Raw genomic sequence first — 18687 nt, forward strand, 5'->3', positions numbered from 1 at the left:
TGAGATTCAGGCCGTGCGCGCCCTGGCGGCGGCAGCGGTTTGGCGGTTCGCCAGGATCAGCACGCACGAGAGCGCCGCCATGCACGCCATCACGACGAGGCCGCCGTTGGTGCTGCCGGTCGCGGATTTGACCCAGCCGATCACCGCCGGGCCCCAGAAGCCGCCCGACAGACCGATCGTGTTGATGAGCGCGATGCCGCCCGCCGCGGCCGGGCCGGCAATCGTTTCGGACGGAATCGCCCAGAAGACCGTGTAGGCCATCCACATGCAAGCCGTGGCGAGCGTGAGCAGCGTGAGCGTCGCGACGAGATTGCCCGATGCATACGGCGTCATCACCAGCAGCGCGGCGGCGCCGAGCGCGGGCAGCGCGCAGTGATAGCGGCGCTCGCCGACCTTGTCGGAGCGTCGTCCGGCGGCGTACATCGCGATCGCGGCGGCGACGTACGGAATCGCGGCATACCAGCCGAGGCGAATCGTGTCGCTGACACCTTGCTCCTTGATGAGCGTAGGCAGCCAGAAGCTGATCGCGTAGATCGGGAAGATGATGCAGAAGTACGCGATCGCCAGCAGATAGATGCGCGGATTCTTCGCGATTTCCCTGAACGAATCGATACGATGCGACGTCCCGCCATGACCGCCGACTTCCGCCTCGACCAGACGCTGTTCGTCCTGCGTGAGCCAGCGCGCATCGGCCGGACGGTTTGCGAGCACGCGCCACACGAGCGCACCGAGCGCGATGCACGGCAGGCCTTCGACGAGAAACATCCACTGCCATCCCGCCAGGCCGCCGACACCCGCGAGCGACGAAATCAGCCACGCCGAAAGCGGCCCGCCGACGACACCGCCGAGCGGCCCCGCGACGAACACGAGCGCGATCGCGCGGGCCATGCGCTTCGGCCCGTACCAGCACGACAGGTAATAGATCATGCCGGGCGCGAAACCCGCTTCGAACACGCCGAGCAGAAAGCGCATCGCGTAGAACGCGGGCACGTTGTGCACGAACAGCATGCACGCCGACGTGATGCCCCACAGCACGAGAATGCGGCTGAACGTGAGGCGCGCGCCGATCTTCGGCAGCATCAGGTTGCTCGGCAATTCGAATAGCACATAGCCGATGAAAAAGATCCCGGCGCCGACGCCGTACGCTGCATCGGAAAAGCCGAGATCGCTTTGCATCTGAAGTTTCGCGAAACCCACGTTCACGCGGTCCAGATACGCGAACATGTAGCACACGATGAGCAGCGGCAGGAGCCGCCAGTTGATTCTGTTGTAGAGCGCCGAAACGGCATCGCCGCCTCGCAGGGTCTGAATCGTCGGCATCCGCGTCTCCTGGTTTGTCTCCCCCGTCTTCGGGTAAGGCCATGTTGAGCGCGTGCGACTGTGCGAGCAAGAGCAACTAAGTTCACGTATCGTTGCTCTGTGAGCAACACGGAGACAATGACCATGCGGGAAATCAATCAGCAACGGCTGCGCTATTTTCAGGAAGTGCTGTCGCACGGCACGATTCGCGGCGCGGCGGACCATCTGAATACGTCGCCTTCGGTGATCGCGCGGCAGATCAGATTGCTCGAAGACGAACTCGACACGACGCTGTTCGAGCGCGAACCGCGCGGCGTGCGGCCGACCGAGGCGGCGTTTCATCTGCTCGAATTCTGGCGCGGCTACCGCTCGCAGCAGGAAAAGCTCGAAGACCAGTTGCACGCGCTGAAGGGTTTGCAGCAGGGCCAGATTCGGCTCGCGGTGAGCGAAGGTTATGTCGATACGCTCGTCGACGACGTGCTCGCGCCGTTCTGCGCGCGCTATCCGCGCCTCGAAATCGACGTGCAGATGCTCGCCGTCGACGACCTGCTGGAAGAAGTCGCGCAGAGCCGCGCGCATATCGGGCTGGCGTACAACCCGCCGCCGCACGAGCGCATCGAAATTCGCGCGAGCTCGGCGCAGCCGGTCGTGCTGCTTGCGCGGCGCGATCATCCGCTGGCGCGGCGCGGCGGCGCCGCGAAGATTCGCGATCTGCTCGATTATCCGCTCGCGCTGATGCCGCCGACCTTCGGCATCGGCCATGTCGTGAAGATGCTGGAGACGACCGACAATCTCGCGATCCGCCCGACGCTCACGACGAACTCGCTCGGCGCGCTCAAACGCTTCGTCGCAGCGGAAAATTTCATGACGCTGATCGGCGAGTTCGCCGCGTATCGCGAACTGGCGAGCGGCGAGCTGACGACGATTCCGATCGCGCATCCGCTGTTCGAAAGCGCGCAGGCAAAGTTGCTCGTGAAGACCGGGCGGCCACTCGCGGCGGGACCGCAGGAATTGCTCGACTGGATTCTCAAACGCATGCCGATGTTCGCTCATCCGCCCACGGCGAGCGTCAAACGAGCGCGCCTTCGGGCACCTCGGCGAGACGCGCCGCCGGAGAAACCACGATGATCCACGCCTGCACCACGAACCCCGCCGCCGCCGCGACGAGGCACGGCCCCATGCCGTAGCGCGCGGTGATCGCCGCGCCGAGCAGCGCGCCGAGCGGCCGCGCGCCGTACGTCGCCGTGCTGTTGAGCGCCGAGACGCGGCCCATCATGGTCGCGGGCGTGATGGCCTGGCGCAGCGTCGTCGAGCCGACGGTCCACAGGATCGGTCCCACGCCCAGCAGGAAGAAGCTCGACGCCGCGAGCCAGAATGACGGCGCGGCGAGCGTCGCGACCATTGCGAGCGATGCGGCGAGCCCGCAGAACGGCCCGACGAGCAACATGCGGCCAAAGGCGATGCGCCGCGCGACCACGGGCGCGGCCAGCGCGCCGCATACCATGCCGACGCCGTACGCGCCGAGCGTCACGCCGACCGCCGACGCGCTCAAGCCAAGCCGCTGCACCGCGTACGGCACATAGACCGACTGCAACGTGAAGAAGCCGAGGTTGAAGAACACGGCGGTGGCGAGCATCGGGCGCAGCAGCGCGTCGCGGGAGACGAAGCGCGCGCCCTCGCGCAACTCCGTCAGGAAATGACGCGCGGCGGCGCGCTGGCGTGGCGGTTCGCGCAAACCCGCGAGCAGCATCGCCGCCGATGCCGACAGCCCCGCCGCGCAACCGTACGCCCATCCCGCGCCGATCCATCCGACGAGAAGCCCGCCCAGCGCCGGCCCCGCCGAATACGCGACGCTGCGCGCCAGTTCGATCCGACCGTTGGCGGCGGGCAGCGCGGCCCGCTCGACCAGCGCCGGAACGAGCGCGGGCGCGGCGACGTTGTAGGCCACCGTGCCGGTCGCGCCGAGAAAGCCGAGGAGCGCGAGCAGCGGCAGCGTCAACGCCTGCGACAGCACGAGCAGCAACACGCAGAGCATCGCGAGCGCGCGGGCGCATTCGGCCACCGTCATCAGCGCGCGGCGCGAGCGGCGGTCCGCGATCACGCCGAGCGGCATCGACAGCAACAGAAACGGCAGCGTCTGCGCGCTCTGCAACAGGCCGATATCGACCGCGGACGCGCCGAGCGCGAACACGGCGGCGAGCGGCGCGGCGGCAAGGCCGATCTGCTCCGCCGATTGCGCCAGCAGATTCGACCAGGCGAGGCGCTGAAAGGAAGCGGGAAAGCGCATCGAAGTGGCTCCGTGACGTGATGAGATGGCTCATCGTCACGGATGCGGCGCGTGCCGGCACTCCAGTTCTTGCGCCGTGATTCGCGTTATTGCGCGCCGCTTTCGAGCTTCGCCTTTTCCGCCGCTATCTGATCGGCGATCTTCGCCGCGAGATCGTCGAGCGACGAGATCGATTCGGCCGTGTTGATGACGAAGCGCGCCGCCGCGCCGTAAGGCTTGGGTGCGGCCGCCGACTTCTGTCCTTTCAGCTCGCTGCTCGTGTCGATCTGCGTGAGCGGCGCATCCGGGCTCGCCGCGAGATCGGCAAGCTGCACGGTGACGTGCGTGTTGGGCGCGTCCTTCCCCGACGAACCCATCGACGGCAATCCGGCGCCGAGCCCGGTGGAGAGCGTTTCGTCGAACTCGCCGGTGACGAGCCAGCCCGAGCCGGGCGGCGACGATTGCGCCGTCACATGGCACGCGCCGATGCCCTTCGCGTTGAGCGCCTTGACGATGCCGTCCGCCAGCGCCGATGCGTTCTGATCGACCTTCATCGAATTGCGCGCGGCGCGCAGCCGCGAGCCGGGAAAATGCGACGCGCTGCTTTGCTGGCTCACCGGCGTGAAGTCGCGTACTTGCACCAGCCTGCCTGCGTTCGCCTCGTTCACGCCTGGACACGGCGGCGCGGCGTCGGCGAGCGCGAGCGTGCTGATCGCGCAGCCGAGCACGGCCAGTGAAACGCTTAAGGATGATGTTTTCATCGATTGTCTCCGGCTCGCATGCGCGAATGCCGCGATGATACGCGCGTCAGCGCAGCGTCGCGGCTTCCTGCGCGTGCGCCTGCTCCATCAGGCTTTCCAGCCGGACCGGACGGCTCAGCAGGAAGCCCTGCACCTTGTCGCAGCGCGCCTCGCGCAGCAGGTCGAGTTGCTCGCGCGTCTCGACGCCTTCCGCGACGACCGTCACGCCGAGCTTGTGCGCGAGATCGATCACGCCTTCCACGACCGTGCGAACCATCACGTCGGTCGCGATATTGTCGACGAAGGACTTGTCGAGTTTCAGCACGTCCGGCCGGAACCGCGCCAGATAGCTGAGGCTCGAATAGCCCGTGCCGAAATCGTCGATGGCGATGCGCACGCCCATCGCGCGGACGTTGGACAGCACGTCCTGAGCGTGGTCGACATTGTCGATCAGCGCCGACTCCGTGATTTCCAGCGTGATGCGGCCCGAGTCGATGCCGCCACGCCTGATCGCGTGCCGCAGCACGGACACGAGGCGCGGGTCGCGAAACTGCTTCGGCGACACGTTGACCGCGACCGAGCATGCCGCGGGCAGCGCGAGCGCGAGCTGCGACGCCGCCAGCACCGCCTCGCGGATGACCCAATGCCCCGCCTCGACGATGAGCGCGCTTTCCTCCAGCACCGGCACGAATGCGCCGGGCGCGAGCAGCCCGAGCTGCGGATGATTCCAGCGCAGCAAGGCCTCCACGCCGACAAGCTCACCCGAATCGACACGATATTGCGGCTGATAATGCAGCACGAACTGATTCTCGCGGATCGCGCCGTGCAGTTCCGCTTCGAGATGCGCGCGCGCGAGATCGTCCTTCTCGCGATCGCCGAACACGCGGAACGTGTTGCGGCCGGCGCGCTTCGCGGCGTACATCGCCATGTCGGCACTGATGAAAAGCGCTTCGGGCGTGCGTCCGTGCTCCGGATACAGCGCAACGCCGATCGAGCATGTCATCGTCAGGCTCTTGCAGTCGATCTTGATCGGACGATGACACGCGAGCGAGAGCTTGCGGCACGCCCGCGCGATACTCTCCTGATCGAACGTGCCCGGCAGGATCACCGTGAATTCGTCGCCGCCCGGACGCGCGGCCACCGCGTCTTCCGGCAGCGTCTCCTGAATGCGCCGCGCGATGGTGCGCAGCACCGCGTCGCCGGCGATATGGCCGGCCGTGTCGTTGATCGACTTGAAGCGGTCGATATCGATGAACAGGTACGCGAACGGCGCACCCGATTCGCAGCGCTTCAACAGCGCTTCCATCATCGCGTTGCGGTTGCTGAGGCCGGTGAGGCTGTCGGTATTCGCGAGCCGATGCAGTTCCTGCAGGCGCTGGCGCTCGTCGGTGGCGTCGACGCACACGCTCACGACGCGCGACACCGCGCCTTCTTCGATTACCGGGTAGATGTCCGCGCGCACCCAGCGCGTGCGGTCGAGCGGCAGACAGAGGCGGAAGTAGCTCTGCGTCGCCGCGCCCGTGTTCACCGCCGTACGCATTTCGTCGCGCAATGCGGGCAGATCGTCGGGATGCACGCGTTGCGACCAGGCGGTCTGATCGGCTTCGAGCGCGGACATCGGCATTTCCCACATGCGCTGGAACGCCGAACTCACGTGCAGAAGCTCGCGGAAATCGTGCGTCGCGGTCCAGAAGACGGCGTCGACGTGATCTTCCATGTCCTTCTGCACGCGCGCGTTGCCGCGCAACTCGTCGATGAGATCCACCTCCGCCGTGATGTCGCGCGACTTGCACAGCACGGCCGTGACCTTGCCGTGCTCGCCGTAGACGGGCGCGAAGGTCGACGTCCACCATTTGAGCTTGCCGTTCATCGTACGGCACGCGCCGGAAAACGACGTCGATTCACCCAGCTTCGCGCGCTCGAACGCCTGCCGCGCGTCGGGGCCGTCCCACAGCGCGAGCCAGTCGAGGCCAACGAGATCGTCGGCGCAGTCCGCTTCGATGAGGCCGCGGCCGATCTCGGAGATACACATGATGCGGCCTTCGAGCGACAGCAGCTTGAGGCAATCCTCGGCGATGGAAAGCAGCCCGTTCGCGACCTGCCGCGCGACGAAAATCTTGCGGTTCGCCTCCTGCATCCGATGCACGACGATCGTCGCGCCGATCACGAGCGCCGCGAGCAGCACGTTCCACGGCAGCGGCACGAAAAAGGTGCCGCACGCGGCCAGAAGCACGGCGAGCGGAGCGAGGCCGAGCCCATCGAAACGGCGCGCGTGTTCGATGTACGGCAAGTTCCTGGCGACGTTCTCGCCGATGATTCCGAGGAAATCGGTCGCTTTGCTCTGCACCGCTGTGGCCCTGTTGCGCTGATTGCTTGTATCGGTGTTTATCGGCCAGGCAGCGGAAGTCTTTAGTAAGGATCGAGACCTCAACCCCGCTTGGGCTTGCGCACGGCCCGCACCTTGCCGGTGCGCCCGCCGCCGCAAAAGAAGCGGTCCTGACCATCCGATTCGAGCCCGGATACGCCCATGCCTTCGGGCATGTCGAGCCGCTCGATGACCTCGCCCGATTGCGGATCGATATGCCTGAGTTCGCTCTCGTCGCCTTCCCAGGTGGCGTGCCACAGTTCACCGTCGATCCACGTCACGCCGGTGACGAAGCGATTCGATTCGATCGTGCGCAAAATCGCGCCGCTCTCCGGATCGACCTGATGAATCTTGCGTTCGTTGTATTGACCGACCCACAGCGTGCCTTCGGCCCACGCGAGACCCGAATCGGCGCCGCCGCCGGGCGCGGGAATCGTCGACAGCACGTGTCCCGTCTTCGGATCGATCTTCTGGATGCGGTCTTCGGCGATCTGGAACAGATGTTCGCCGTCGAAGGCCGTGCCCGCATGCGCCGCGATGTTGAGCGTGCGCTCCTTTTCTCCGCTCTCGGGATTGAAGGCGTTGAGCGTGTCGCCGGCGGCGAACCACACACGCTCACCGTCCCAGGTCACGCCGTGCACGCCTTCGATGTCCGCAAACGGTCCGTATTCGCGGATGATTTCCGCCTTTGCGCGTTTCATGCCGTTATCCTCCGTGCTTCGTTGATCGTGACTTCATGCTAATCACTCGCGAGCTCGACGGGGAGTAACAAGGCCGTCGTGAATCCGGGCATCGGCGGCGTGGTCCAGCGGCGCGCACGGCCACGCCCGAACGATTGCACCTTGCCGCTCGTGGCGAGCGCATCGAGCGAACGCTGCACGGTGCGCTGGCTCGCGCCGAGCGCAATCGCGAGCGCGGAACTCGACCACGATTCGCCATCGGACAGCAATGCGAGCAGCGGCGCGTATTCGTCTTCGACGGGCAGCGCGAGCACGGCCACCTCGCGCGCGTGGCGCGGCTTCAGCACGAAGCCGCGCGGCGTCGCATCGATGTCCGCAAGCGCGCGCAGCAGCGTGCGCAAGCGGCCCATTTCGACGCGCAGCCGCGCACGATGCGTCTCGTCCGCTTCCCTGATGCGAAACGCGCGCAGGATCAGCGCATCGCGCGGCACGTCGCCGGGCCAGGCCTGCGCGAGCATGCGCGCGAGCGTGAACAGCACGGGACGCGTCGCGAGCGAGATCGACGTGCCGTCCTCGCGCACGCATAGACGGCACGCATCGACGACGAATGTATTTGATGCGAACAGCGCCTCCACTTCGGCAAGCCGAAGCAGGCGCTCGTTCCCTTGAGCGATAAGACGCGCCGCGGGCGTGTTCAGGATGCGCCACGCGCTCTCGACTTCGGCGGCGAGCGCGGGGATCGCCGCCTGCCGCGCGGCTCGCGTCGCGCGTTCGAGCGCGGCGTGCGCGGCGCGGGTCTGAAGACGGCGCATCGCGATGCCCGCCGCGATCAGTTCATGCGCGGTGCGCGAAGCAGCCGGCAGCGTGTCGGGAACCAGTTCGGCGAGCATGCGCGCGGCATCGTCGATCCTTCCGATGAGCAGCGCGCGACGCACCTCCAGATAGCGCGCATGCGCGGCGTTCACATGATCGCCATGCGCGTCGAGAATCGCGCGTGCGTGATCGAGCGCTTTCGCGGGCCACGTGAGATCGCGCGATGCCAGCGCGATCTCCGCCTCCGCGACGATGCAGCGCGAGCGCGCCAGCGCCTCTTTCGTGCCGAACGCGCGCGCCGCGCTTTTCACGAGCGCGCGCGCACGCACGAAGTCGCCGAGCTGAGCCATCGCGATGCCGCGCAACGCGAGCGCGCTCGCATCCTCGCGCAGCGCGATGCGGTTCAGCGCGCCGAGCGGATCGCCCGCGGCGAGCGCGCGCGCGGCCGCCGTGATCAGCGAATCCATGCGCGTCCCGCCAAGACCGCCATCATCGTGACAGACGGCTTGCCGCCGCATGCACGCCGAGCACGCACACGATGCCGATCACGCCGCCCGCGAGCACATGCGTGATTCGCTCGAAGGCATCGGCGGTGGACTGATTCGCCAGCATGATCGCGAGCGTGACGAACACACAGCGAAAAAAATATCCGACAACATAGCGCTGGAACGCGACCAGCGTGAGAAACACGGCCAGCGTCGCGAGCGTCACAGCGATGCTCGAATGCGGCACCACATAGCGCCCGAGCACCATGCCGAGCGGCACGCCCGTCATCACCCCAAAGGCGCGATGCTTCAGCTTCACGCGCGCCGTATCCACCGTGCCCGTCACGATGCTGGCCGCGCCCCAGATCACCCATTGCGCGCGATCCATATGCCAGTACACGACCATCATCGCCGCGATGCCGACGCCCGCGAGCATCGCGGCGAGATCTTCGCCGAAGGGCGCGCGCGGGCCGAAATCGTCGAGATTGGACCAGTGCGCGGCGGGCTTGCCGCGCGAGCGTATCGTCGCGGAAATCACCGAGGGCACGAGCGCCACGAGCAGATATGGCAGATACGCGGGCGTCTCGCGCAACAACGCATCGACGGTGCGCCCGCCATGCAGTTCGTTCGCGAGGATCAACACCGGAAGGAAGGTCCAGTTGCCGAGCGCGCGCAGCTTTTTTCCGCGCGATGCGAACAGAATCACGCCCGCCGCGAGCGTCATGCACGCGATGACGAAGAACGCGGGCACCAGTTCGGCGAGCAGCAGCAGATACGTTCCGGCGATCACCGCGAGCCCGTACGCGATCACGCCGGGCGGCCTGAGCGCGAGCTTGTCCTCTGCGATGACGGCGCCGATCGCGAGCAGCGACGCTTTCATCCATATCGCGTTGCCGGTCGCGAGCGCGAGCACGACGAACGGCAACAGCGCGATGGCTGCGTGCAGGAGCGTCCAGACCTTGATCTCGCTGGCGAGACGGAATTGCTGCGGCGCATCGGCGGGCATACGCGGCCATATCGAGTGTGAATCCGCATGAAGTTTAGAACGGTTTTCAAATCGAAAGCCCTTGAATCAGGGGCGATCGCGCGCCGTAAGCCTTTCGTAGCTTTTAAGCAATTCCTAAAGGCGTTCGCGGCGCGGTCGTTATACAGGTCAGCCGATGGGTTTCATCGGCCGCGCAGCAGGCGAAGCATCGCCGCCCCCGCGCTCGCGTCCCTGCGATGCAGCCACCTTGAGAGAGCTATGTTTTCCACAATCAAAGGCCGACTGGCCCTGGCCATGACGCTTCTGAGCGCGCTGCTGATCGCGATCGGCATGGTCGGGCTGATCGGCATGAGCCGGTCCAATTCGGTCACGCACAACCTTTTCACGAATGAAATGCCGAGCGCGGTGTCGGTCGGCAATGCGGAAATGTTCATGGCGCGCGAGCGCCTGAGCTTCGACCGTGCGGCGCTGAATGTCGGCACGCCGGGCGCGGAAGATGCCATTGGACGCGGCGCGCTGATGCGCAAGACCTCCGACGACGCATGGACGACCTACACCGGCCTGCCGCAAGGCCCCGGCGAAAAGCAGCTCGCGGACAACTTCAACGCGCAGCGTCTCGCGCTGCAAAAGCTGATCGACGAAGGCTATGCCGACGTGCGCGCGAAGGATCAGGCGAAGATCCTCGCCGACGCGAGCGCGATGCAGGCCGCGTTCAACGACTTCGCGAAGACGGGCGCCGGGCTGCGCAAGCTGCAATTCGAACAGGCCAAGGCCTCGTATGACGAAGGTGAAGAAATCTTCGGCATGTTCCGCATCGGCTGCATCGTCGCGATTCTGATCGGCGTGGCGGCGGCCTTCTATACGTGGATCTCGCTGCGCCGCCGCATCTCCCGTCCGCTCGATGCGGCGCTCGCCCAGTTCGATGCGATCGCTTCCGGCGATCTGCGCCGCAGCGTCAAGGCGACGTCGAACGACGAAATGGGTCAGTTGCTGCACGGTCTCGCGACCATGCAGGCGAGCCTCATCGAAACCGTTCGCACGGTGCGCGGCGGCAGCGAATCGATTGCGTCCGCGACCAAGCAGATTGCCGCGGGCAACGTGGATCTTTCCTCGCGCACGGAAGAACAGGCATCGGCGCTTCAGGAAACCGCGTCGAGCATGGACGAGCTCACCGGCACGGTCAAGCAGAACGCCGACAACGCGCGTCAGGCGAGCGTGCTGGCGGCAAATGCATCGGAGATCGCGGGCAAGGGCAGTCATGTCGTGTCGCAGGTCGTGACGACGATGGGCGAGATCAACCATAGTTCGTCGAAGATCGCGGACATCATCACGATCATCGAAGGCATCGCGTTCCAGACCAACATTCTCGCGTTGAACGCGGCGGTGGAAGCGGCGCGCGCGGGTGAAGAAGGACGCGGCTTCGCGGTCGTGGCGGGCGAAGTGCGCTCGCTTGCGCAGCGTTCGTCGGCGGCAGCGAAGGAAATCAAGGAACTGATCGACGATTCGGTCGAGCGCGTGCAATCGGGCACCGCGCTGGTCGATGAGGCGGGCCGCACGATGACCGAGATAAGCACGGCGGTGCAGCGTGTGACCGACATCATGGGTGAGATCGCGGCGGCATCGGAAGAGCAGAGCAGCGGCATCGAGCAGGTGGCGCGTGCGGTCACGCAGATGGATGAAGTGACTCAGCAGAACGCGGCATTGGTGGAGGAAGCGGCGGCGGCGGCCCAGTCGCTGGAGGATCAGGCCGGGGCTTTGCGGACGGCGGTGGAGACGTTTCGTCTTCACGAGTGACGGGGTGGGGTCGCAGCATTCCGTTCGTCAAACGAAGCGTCCCCGCCGCATTTCTCATGTTCGCGTCACGCTGACGCACTGTCTACCTTACATACTGCTCTCATGACGCGTCACTTGGCGCGTCGAAACCTGGAGAACAGCAATGAGGGCAACTCACAGCGCAGTCGTGCTCGCGATTACGGGCATATCGTTCGGCCTGATCTCTCAGTCCGCACTGGCACAAAAGTCCCGTCAGCAGGTCCAGCAGGAACTGGTACAGGCCCAGCACGACGGAATCACGCCGAGCACCAAAACCCAGTACCCGCCGACGGATGCGATGGTCGCACGCAACAAGGAAGTTCACGCGGCCACGACTCATCGCGGCGAGAAGTCGCCTGCAACCGATCATCACGATCAGGGCGTGAGCCGCCAGGCATCGGCGACCCCGCCGACCACGAAATAGCGAAGATGGCGCGTCGCGATGCGCGCCATTCACGCGCACTGCGCCGCGCTGGGAAAACGCAAGGAGAACGTCGTGGCGACGCCGGGTTCGCTGTGAACCCGGCACACCCCGCCATGGCTTTCCATGATCGATCTCACGATCGCAAGCCCAAGACCGGTTCCCGCAGCGGAATTGTGTCGCGCAGGGTCGACGCGGTAGAACCGTTCAAAGATCCGCTCGATGTGCGCAGCCTCTATGCCGGGGCCCGCGTCGGACACGGCGACCGTCGTCGAGTCCGGCGACGCATTGCAATCGACGCGAATGACCGTGCCTCGCGGCGCAAACCTGAGCGCATTCGATATCAGATTGCTCAGCGCCCGCTGATACAGCAGCAGGTCGGCATCGACGTGCGCGCGCCCCTGCACGACAATGCTTACGCCGGCCTCTTCCGCCATCGATTCGTAGTAGTTCGCGACGCGCTCCGCTTCGGCGGCAGCATCGAGTCTGACCGTTACGATGCTCGCGTCGACACGCTCGGATCGCGCGAGAAACAGCATATCCTCGATCATTCCCGACAGCCGCCGATACTCATCGATACTCGATTCGATGACGTCCCGGTAATCGGCCGCGCTGCGGGGATGCGAGAGCGCGACCTGCGCGGCGGCCTGGAGATTGGTGAGCGGCGTACGCATGTCGTGCGCGAGATTCGACGAGAACTGGCTCAGCCGGGTAAATGATTCATCGAGCCGTTGCAGCATTTCATTGAATGCGCGCTCCAGTTCCTTGAGTTCGCCCGACGCGTCGAGATCATCGAACGGCTGAGCCAGTCCCGTGGAAGACATCTGCTCGGCTCGTGCCACCAGCCGGCGAAGCGGACTCAATCCGACGAGCGAGATGCCGTATGCCAGTCCCGCCGCGACGAGGACACCCAGCAACTGAATGACGATGATGGTGCGGGCATGAGCGCGCAGCAAGGCGACATCGCTGCTGCGGTCGTATTGAATCGTCACGCGCACATGCGGCCCATTCGCGCCTGCGAGCGACACATCGGCGACGAGGTAACTGAGCGTCGACCCGTCTCGTGCAACCAGTCGCGGCGTCTGTCCCGGTTCCACTGCCTGTATGTATGGAGACGACCTGAACCCGCCTGTCGTGACCAGGCCGCGTCCGTCCATGTCGGAAATGGCAAGCTCCATCTGTCGGTGCCCATGCAATTCATCGACCAGAAGCGCGCGATTGGCCGGAATCGCAGGTGCGTCGCGCATCTCGCCGAGGTGCGACTGCAACGCGTTCAACGCACTGATCATCTGTTCCTCTGCCATCGATTCGAGCCGGCTTTGCAAGGCTCCATAGAGCGCCGCGCCGCTCATGGTCAGAATCGCGGACGTCGAAAGAACGATGAGGACCGTCAGCCGCGCACGCAATGTCCGGGGCAGGAAACGCCGGATCAACATTTGTTGACGTCTCGGCATTCGAGGACGTAGCCCATGCCGCGCACGGTGTGGATCAGCTTGGGAAAGTAGCCCTCGTCGACCTTCGATCGCAGGCGGCGGATCGCGGAGTCCACGACGTTCGTGTCGCTGCTGAAGTTCATGTCCCAGACCTGCGAGGCGATCGTCGCGCGCGGCAGCACTTCGCCTTCGCGACGGATCAGCAGCCACAGGAGCGTGAACTCTTTCGCGGTCAGCAGGATCGTGTCGCCCTGGCGGATCGCCTTGCGTCGATTCAGGTCGAGTTCGAGATCCGCCACGCGAAGCGTGGAGACGTCGCGCGACTGGCCGCGGCGCAGCACCGAGCGGATGCGGGCGCTCAGTTCCACGAAGTCGAACGGCTTGGCGAGGTAGTCGTCGGCGCCGAGTTCCAGGCCCTTCACGCGGTCGCCGACCTCGTCGCGCGCGGTCAGGAACAGAACGGGCGTCGAGTGGCGCTGCCGGATCTTTTCGAGCAGCGTCCACCCGTCCTGACCGGGCAGCATGACGTCGAGGATCAGCAGGTCATAGCTTTCCGATTCGGCCTGATGCTCGCCCGAGATGCCATCCTGCACCCAATCGACGACGTATCCCGCCTCGGTCAGCCCTTTCTTCAGATACGAACCGGTTTTCTGTTCGTCTTCGACAATCAGGATTCGCATTTACACATCTCCTTCATTGACACGTGCGTCTTGCAGCCATCGCGTCGTCAAACCGCGACGCGCGCTGCTTCTGAACGACATCGAATGGCACACACGATAAAGCACCGGCAAGACCAGTAGCGTCAGCGCCGTCGACGACAGAATGCCGCCGATGACGACCGTCGCGAGCGGTCGCTGCACTTCCGATCCGGTTCCCGTCGCGAACGCCATCGGCAGGAAACCGAGCGATGCGACCAGGGCGGTCATGAGAACGGGGCGCAGTCTGGTCAGCGCGCCTTCCCGCACCGCTGCGTCGATCGGCGCGCCTTCTTCGCGCAGATTGCGGATGAACGAAATCATGACCAGGCCGTTCAGCACGGCAACGCCCGACAGCGCGATGAATCCGACCGCGGCGGTGATGGAGAGCGGGATGCCGCGCAGCCACAGCGAAACGACCCCGCCGCTCAGCGCGAACGGAATGCCGGTGAAGACCAGCAGCCCGTCTTTTACATTGCCGAACATGACGAACAGCAGCACGAAGACCATGAACAACGCGAGCGGCACGACCAGCTTCAGCCGCTCGCTCGCGCTCTGCAATTGCTCGAACTGTCCGCCCCACGACACCCAGTAGCCCGCCGGCACCTGCACATCCTGCTGAATCAGCTCACGTGCTTCGGCGACGAAGGAACCCACGTCCCGGCCGCGCACATTGGCGCTCACCACGACCCGGCGCTTGCCGTCTTCGCGGCTGATCTGATTGGGGCCCGGTCCGACCGTGACCGTCGCCAGTTCATCGAGCGGAACATACGGCGCCTGAAGCATCGACGCGCGAGGCGCGGACGATGCGGGCGGCGGCAGCGCAATGGGCAGCCGCTTGATGGCCTCGATGTCCGAGCGAAGCTCATCGGGCAGGCGAACCACGATGTCGAACCGCCGATCGCCCTGAAACACCGTGCCCGCCTTCTGTCCGCCCACCGCCGCCGCGACCGTGTCCTGCACGTCGGCCACGGTGATGCCATAGCGGGCCAGCTTGTCGCGCACCAGATCGATGGTCAGCACGGGCAGACCCGTCGTCTGCTCGACCTTCACTTCGGCGGCGCCCGGCACCTTGCGCAGCGCGGCGGCGATCTTCTCGCCGGTATCGCTCAACACGGTCATGTCGTCGCCGAAGATCTTCACCGCGACGTCGCTGCGCACGCCGGAGATGAGTTCGTTGAAGCGCAGCTGAATCGGCTGCGAGAACTCGTACGCGTTGCCGGGCAAGGTGGCGAGCACGGCTTCGATTTCCTTGATGAGCTCGGTGCGCGGCTTGCGGGGATCGGGCCATTGATCGGTTGGCCTGAGCATCACATAGGCGTCGGACAAGTTCGGCGGCATGGGGTCTGCGGCGATCTCCGCCGTGCCGGTGCGCGCGAATACGCGGTCGATCTCGGGGATTTTCTCCTTCAGCGTGCGCTCGATGCTCTTTTGCATCTCCAGCGACTGCGACAGGCTCGTGCCCGGAATGCGCAGCGCGGCGACGGCCAGGTCTCCTTCGTTCAGGCTTGGAATGAACTCGCTGCCCAGGCGCGTCGCGAGCGCAGTCGTGACAGCGACGATCACCACCGCGCCGACCATCACGCGCTTCGGCCGGCTCATGAAGCGCGTGAGCGCCGGTTCATAGGCGCGCCGCGCCCAGCCCATCACGCGATTCTCCTTTTCCGCGACATGCTCGCCGATGAACAGCGCGACCGCGGCCGGAATGAAGGTGACGGTCAGCACCATCGCCGCCGCGAGCGCCATGACGACGGTGACGGCCATCGGATGAAACATCTTCCCTTCGACGCCGGTGAGCGCAAAGATGGGCAGATAGACCACCATGATGATGAGCTGACCGAAGATGAGCGCCCGGCGCGCTTCCTGCGAGGCACCGAACACTTCCGCGGAACGTTCTTCCCGCGTGAGCGGCCTGCCCGCTGCCGCCTGGGCGTGAGCAAGACGCCGCACGCAATTCTCGACAATGACCACGGCGCCATCCACGATGATGCCGAAATCGAGCGCGCCGAGGCTCATCAGGTTCGCGCTCACTTTCGCGTTCACCATGCCGGTGATGGTCATCAGCATCGACAATGGAATCACGAGCGCGGTGATGATGGCCGCGCGCATGTTCCCGAGGAACATGAACAGAATGACGATCACCAGCACCGCGCCTTCGAGCAGGTTCTTCTTCACCGTGTTGACCGCTTTCTCGACCAGCACGGTCCGGTCGTACACCGGGATCGCGCGCACGCCGGCCGGCAGGGTCCGGTTCACGTCGTCCATCTTGCGGGCGACGGCGCGCGCAACGGACCGGCTGTTCTCGCCCATCAGCATGAAGACCGTCCCCAGCACCACTTCCCGGCCGTTCGACGTCGCGGCGCCCGTGCGAAGCTCGCGGCCCGCATCGACCTGAGCCAGGTCTTTCACGCGCACCGGCACGCCGCTCACGTTCGTGAGCACGATGTTCGCGATGTCGTTGACGGAGCCGGCCTGACCCGGCACGCGAACGAGATACTGCTCACCGCGCTTTTCGATGTAGCCCGCGCCCACGTTATCGTTGTTTCGTTCGACGGCCTTGACGATATCCGCGAGCGTCAATCCGTATGACATCAGTTTCGTGGGATTGGGCGCGATCCGAAACTCCCTGACATAACCGCCGATGGAATTGACTTCGGTGACGCCGGGCACACTACGCAACTGAGGCCTGATCACCCAGTCCTGCAACTCGCGCAGATCGGCGGGCGTGTAGAGCGTGCCGTCCGGCTTGCGAGCGGACGCGCCCGCCTCGACGGTCCACAGGTAGATCTCGCCCAGTCCGGTCGACGTGGGGCCCATCGCGGGCGCGATGCCGTCAGGCAGCTTTTCCCTGGCCTCCTGAATGCGCTCGTTGACGAGCTGGCGAGCGAAGTAGATGTCCGTGCCATCCTTGAAGATGACGGTGACTTGCGACAGGCCATAGCGCGAGATGGAACGCGTCTGACTCAGGTTCGGCAGGCCCGCCATCGCCGTCTCGATCGGATAGGTGATCCGTTGCTCGGACTCGAGCGGCGAGTAGCCCGGCGCCGATGTGTTGATCTGCACCTGCACGTTGGTGATATCGGGCACCGCGTCGATCGGCAACTTCTGGTAGCTGAAGACGCCGAACGCCGCCACGCTGACGACGGCCAGCATCACCAGCCAGCGGTGAAAGATCGCGAAACGAACAAGTCGCTCGAACATTGAATGGTCCTGTGAACTGGGAAGCGTCGATGTCACTCTTCCTCGACGCTGCCCTTGCCGAGTTCGGCCTTCAGCACGAAGCTGTTGGACGCGACGTACTGCTGACCGACGGACAGGCCGCTCACCACTTCGACCATGCGGTCGTCCTTGCGGCCTGTCCTGACGGGCTGCGCGACGAACCCCTTCGGCGTCGCGACGAACACGGCGGGCGAGCCGTCGATCTCCTGCAGCGCGTCGCTGACGACCGCGACCGGGACAGTCTGCCCCCCGGCGCTTACAAACACGTTGACGAACATGCCGGGACGCCACGCGCCGTCAGGATTCGGCAGAACAACGCGAGCCTGCGCCGAGCGTGTCTGCTCTCCGAGCAACGCGCCCACATACGAAATCGGGCCTTGCGAACTCGAAGCGAAAGCGGCCGCCTTGACGGTCGCGGTGCGGCCCACGCGGACCGCATCGAAGTGCTGCGCGGGCACGGCCATTTCCGCCCATACCGTCGAGAGATCGGAGAGCGTGAACACGTTCGCCTCGGCTGCGATCGCCTCGCCCGGCGTGACGTGTTTCGCCACGATGGTTCCTGAAAACGGCGCGCGCAGCTCATAGCGATTCAGCGCGCCGCCGCCCGGGTTTGCGTTCAACGCAATGAGTTTCTGCCGCGCGTTCTGCACCGCGATCTCCGCCTCACGGAGCTGGACTTGCGCTTGCAGATAATCCTGCTCCGCGGAAATGCGCTCCTCCCAGAGCATCTTTTCCCGCTGGTAAGCCGTGCGCGCGGCGGAGAGTCGGCGCTCCGACGTCAGGAGTTCGCTCCTTCGGTCGGCGAGGTCCGTGCTGGCGACGACAGCAAGCAACTGGCCCTTCCGGACCGTTTCGCCGATCGAAACTGCAACCTGTTCGACGATGCCCGCCACGCGCGGGACGACGTGCGCCGTGCGGTCTTCGTTGAAGCGAATCTCTCCGGGCACCTGGACGATCGAAGCGATCTGCGCGGGCCCGGACTTCCTGACATCGATGCCGGCGTTGCGCATTTGCTGCGCATCCAGTGGGATGGCGCCGTCGCTGCGCGCGAACTCGAATGTCGCCTGCTTGCCGTTCCATAGGACCTGCAGCGTCGATTCGAACACGTGTGGCTTCGCGATGGATTGCGCGGACGTCAGCCTGTTTCCGGCAGCGATGAAGCGGATGGTCTCGGTGGTTCCTTGCGCGCGTCTCAGTTGCACCGTGGCGGTCACGCCGTTTCGCAGCGGCTTGCCGCCCGCGGACGGATACAGAATGATGCGAGCGTCATCGGGCTTTTCGGAGAGCACGACTTCGAGCGTGAGGTCGCCGGACTTGAGCATCGTGCCGCCGTGCGGGCTGCCCGCTGCGACTGATGCGCCATCGCCGACAACATCGGTCTGCTTCGCCCTGAGCGTCGTTACCAGCACGGCAAGCGCGATGCTCACCCCGACGGCAGCCACAGTGATCGCTAGAAGTCTGGAACGCGGCATGG

General features: G+C 65.4%; 14 protein-coding genes. 3 read left to right on the forward strand and 11 right to left on the reverse strand.

Annotation, left to right across the window (positions count from 1 at the left end; translation table 11 throughout):
* Positions 1-6: 6 nt before the first annotated feature.
* Positions 7-1320, reverse strand: a complete 1314-nt coding sequence (locus BTHE68_RS30575; RefSeq protein WP_162070043.1) for an MFS transporter — start codon at positions 1318-1320, stop codon at positions 7-9.
* A gap of 123 nt (positions 1321-1443) precedes the next feature.
* Between BTHE68_RS30575 and BTHE68_RS30580 the strand changes: the two genes are divergently transcribed.
* Complete coding sequence (locus BTHE68_RS30580; protein ID WP_162070044.1) at positions 1444-2427, forward strand: LysR family transcriptional regulator; 984 nt, start codon at positions 1444-1446, stop codon at positions 2425-2427.
* On the opposite strand, the gene BTHE68_RS30585 is transcribed toward BTHE68_RS30580, so the two are convergent.
* The 6 genes from BTHE68_RS30585 to BTHE68_RS30610 all read right to left on the reverse strand — a co-directional run bounded on the left by BTHE68_RS30585 (position 2369) and on the right by BTHE68_RS30610 (position 9654).
* On the reverse strand, positions 2369-3586 hold the full coding sequence (locus tag BTHE68_RS30585) for an MFS transporter (protein ID WP_162070045.1): 1218 nt from the start codon (positions 3584-3586) through the stop codon (positions 2369-2371). The two genes, BTHE68_RS30580 and BTHE68_RS30585, sit on opposite strands and share 59 nt — an antisense overlap.
* An 86-nt stretch (positions 3587-3672) precedes the next feature.
* Positions 3673-4326: a hypothetical protein gene (locus BTHE68_RS30590; protein ID WP_162070046.1), complete on the reverse strand. Its 654-nt coding sequence runs from the start codon at positions 4324-4326 to the stop codon at positions 3673-3675.
* A 46-nt stretch (positions 4327-4372) separates the two neighbouring features.
* Positions 4373-6652: an EAL domain-containing protein gene (locus BTHE68_RS30595; protein WP_162070047.1), complete on the reverse strand. Its 2280-nt coding sequence runs from the start codon at positions 6650-6652 to the stop codon at positions 4373-4375.
* 80 nt (positions 6653-6732) lie between these two features.
* Entirely contained in the window at positions 6733-7371 is a 639-nt protein-coding gene (locus BTHE68_RS30600; RefSeq protein ID WP_162070048.1) for a Vgb family protein, read from the reverse strand.
* A gap of 38 nt (positions 7372-7409) precedes the next feature.
* A complete protein-coding gene (locus tag BTHE68_RS30605) occupies positions 7410-8630 on the reverse strand; it encodes a helix-turn-helix domain-containing protein (RefSeq protein ID WP_162070049.1) in 1221 nt (406 codons plus the stop codon).
* 22 nt (positions 8631-8652) lie between these two features.
* Positions 8653-9654, reverse strand: coding sequence for an FUSC family protein (locus tag BTHE68_RS30610; protein WP_162070050.1), 1002 nt, complete (start codon positions 9652-9654; stop codon positions 8653-8655).
* A 237-nt stretch (positions 9655-9891) separates the two neighbouring features.
* Between BTHE68_RS30610 and BTHE68_RS30615 the strand changes: the two genes are divergently transcribed.
* Both BTHE68_RS30615 and BTHE68_RS30620 read left to right on the forward strand, forming a co-directional pair.
* Positions 9892-11427, forward strand: coding sequence for a methyl-accepting chemotaxis protein (locus BTHE68_RS30615; protein WP_162070051.1), 1536 nt, complete (start codon positions 9892-9894; stop codon positions 11425-11427).
* A 142-nt stretch (positions 11428-11569) separates the two neighbouring features.
* Positions 11570-11869: a DUF4148 domain-containing protein gene (locus tag BTHE68_RS30620; RefSeq protein WP_162070052.1), complete on the forward strand. Its 300-nt coding sequence runs from the start codon at positions 11570-11572 to the stop codon at positions 11867-11869.
* A gap of 29 nt (positions 11870-11898) precedes the next feature.
* On the opposite strand, the gene BTHE68_RS30625 is transcribed toward BTHE68_RS30620, so the two are convergent.
* From BTHE68_RS30625 to BTHE68_RS30640, 4 genes are read right to left on the reverse strand one after another with little or no spacing between them, the layout of a single operon-like run.
* Positions 11899-13299, reverse strand: a complete 1401-nt coding sequence (locus BTHE68_RS30625) for a heavy metal sensor histidine kinase (RefSeq protein ID WP_162070918.1) — start codon at positions 13297-13299, stop codon at positions 11899-11901.
* Positions 13296-13979 (reverse strand): heavy metal response regulator transcription factor IrlR, encoded by a 684-nt coding sequence (irlR, locus tag BTHE68_RS30630; protein ID WP_162070053.1) that lies wholly within the window; start codon positions 13977-13979, stop codon positions 13296-13298. Before irlR ends, BTHE68_RS30625 begins: the two co-directional genes overlap by 4 nt.
* A complete protein-coding gene (locus BTHE68_RS30635) occupies positions 13980-17195 on the reverse strand; it encodes an efflux RND transporter permease subunit (protein WP_162070054.1) in 3216 nt (1071 codons plus the stop codon).
* Positions 17196-17227: 32 nt separating this feature from the next.
* On the reverse strand, positions 17228-18685 hold the full coding sequence (locus BTHE68_RS30640) for an efflux RND transporter periplasmic adaptor subunit (protein ID WP_162070055.1): 1458 nt from the start codon (positions 18683-18685) through the stop codon (positions 17228-17230).
* Positions 18686-18687: the final 2 nt, after the last annotated feature.

The sequence above is a fragment of the Burkholderia sp. THE68 genome, from assembly GCF_009938265.1.
In the GTDB taxonomy this organism is placed as follows: domain Bacteria; phylum Pseudomonadota; class Gammaproteobacteria; order Burkholderiales; family Burkholderiaceae; genus Caballeronia.

Excerpts from the sequence above, each read along its gene's own strand:
- irlR (WP_162070053.1), bottom strand. The coding sequence starts at position 13,979 with ATGCGAATCCTGATTGTCGAAGACGAACAGAAAACCGGTTCGTATCTG.
- BTHE68_RS30585 (WP_162070045.1), bottom strand. The coding sequence starts at position 3,586 with ATGCGCTTTCCCGCTTCCTTTCAGCGCCTCGCCTGGTCGAATCTGCTG.
- BTHE68_RS30575 (WP_162070043.1), bottom strand. The coding sequence starts at position 1,320 with ATGCCGACGATTCAGACCCTGCGAGGCGGCGATGCCGTTTCGGCGCTC.
- BTHE68_RS30620 (WP_162070052.1), top strand. The coding sequence starts at position 11,570 with ATGAGGGCAACTCACAGCGCAGTCGTGCTCGCGATTACGGGCATATCG.
- BTHE68_RS30605 (WP_162070049.1), bottom strand. The coding sequence starts at position 8,630 with ATGGATTCGCTGATCACGGCGGCCGCGCGCGCGCTCGCCGCGGGCGAT.
- BTHE68_RS30600 (WP_162070048.1), bottom strand. The coding sequence starts at position 7,371 with ATGAAACGCGCAAAGGCGGAAATCATCCGCGAATACGGACCGTTTGCG.
- BTHE68_RS30640 (WP_162070055.1), bottom strand. The coding sequence starts at position 18,685 with ATGCCGCGTTCCAGACTTCTAGCGATCACTGTGGCTGCCGTCGGGGTG.
- BTHE68_RS30580 (WP_162070044.1), top strand. The coding sequence starts at position 1,444 with ATGCGGGAAATCAATCAGCAACGGCTGCGCTATTTTCAGGAAGTGCTG.
- BTHE68_RS30610 (WP_162070050.1), bottom strand. The coding sequence starts at position 9,654 with ATGCCCGCCGATGCGCCGCAGCAATTCCGTCTCGCCAGCGAGATCAAG.
- BTHE68_RS30635 (WP_162070054.1), bottom strand. The coding sequence starts at position 17,195 with ATGTTCGAGCGACTTGTTCGTTTCGCGATCTTTCACCGCTGGCTGGTG.
- BTHE68_RS30590 (WP_162070046.1), bottom strand. The coding sequence starts at position 4,326 with ATGAAAACATCATCCTTAAGCGTTTCACTGGCCGTGCTCGGCTGCGCG.
- BTHE68_RS30615 (WP_162070051.1), top strand. The coding sequence starts at position 9,892 with ATGTTTTCCACAATCAAAGGCCGACTGGCCCTGGCCATGACGCTTCTG.